Source organism: Peribacillus sp. P4_C12 (assembly GCF_056402095.1).
Window position 1 is genome coordinate 1 of sequence record NZ_JBFUIB010000906.1, and the last position, 1,070, is coordinate 1,070.

At 34.9% G+C, this 1,070-nt stretch carries 1 protein-coding gene; it reads left to right on the top strand.

Going from position 1 to position 1,070, the window contains the following annotated elements; all coding sequences use genetic code 11:
* The first annotated feature begins 171 nt into the window (after nucleotides 1-171).
* Entirely contained in the window at nucleotides 172-726 is a 555-nt protein-coding gene (locus AC1DUW_RS30110) for a helix-turn-helix domain-containing protein (RefSeq protein ID WP_053347629.1), read from the top strand.
* Nucleotides 727-1,070 lie beyond the last annotated feature (344 nt).

Here is a 1,070-nt window from a genome sequence, read left to right on the forward strand (position 1 = left end):
TATTAGGACCTGGTGTAAAACTAGTAACAAAAACAAATAGCAAAAACGACAATAAAGGCATATTGGGCCCTCCTTCTGTCATGTATGTTATAATGTCTAAAATGAACAATATAACGATTTACTTTTTATTGTACAATACAGACGTTATATTGTATATAAAGGAGTGTATTTATGGAGGAAATAAATCTTATCCTTGCAAAAAACTTAAAAGCCTTTAGAGAAAGTAAAAAATTAAGCCTTGAAAGAGTCGCAGAGCTGACCGGAGTAAGTAAAACAATGATTGGTCAAATTGAAAGAGGAGGATCGAGTCCCACTATTACAACGATCTGGAAAATTGCAAATGGCTTAAAGATCTCTTTTACTTCTCTAATAAATAATCCGCAGCCAGATACAAAAGTTGTTCTAAGAAGTGATATTCAAACATTATCTGAAGACAACGGAAAATATCGAGTCTATCCCTACTTTCCCTTCGAAGATGATAAACGTTTTGAAGTTTATTCAATCGAGATAGAAAAAGGTGGATTCCTAAGTGCTGATTCGCACAGAGAGGGAACTGAAGAGTTCTTAACTGTTTTTGAAGGGGAACTAACTGTACGTGTAAATAACAATGAATACACAGTAAGAAATGGTGATTCTATCAGATTCAAGGCTGACAAACCCCATGACTATCTTAATTCAGGGGAAACATTAACTCGATTAAGTATGATCTTATATTATCCAACTTAAAAAACCCCGTCTTACAAGAACGGGGTTTCAGACTGTAGACAAACTCGATGAAAATCGAGTTTGTCTACAGTTTTTTTGAGGGGTTGTAAAAATTCGAACGTTGATTTCCACTCCAGGCACTCGCTTTCCGTTCCAATCAACTTTGTTTTAACAATTAGAAATAACTTTTGACTTTTGACTACAGTTTTTTTGTTTTAATATAGGAGTATTAAAACTTGAGGTGATGACGATGCTTTCGAAACATAATTCTATTCAGCGAGATCAACTTGAAATGATTACTTTGGATCAACTGGTGCCAGCGAACCATTTGGTTCGTAAAATTGAGGGGGCCATTGACTTCACTT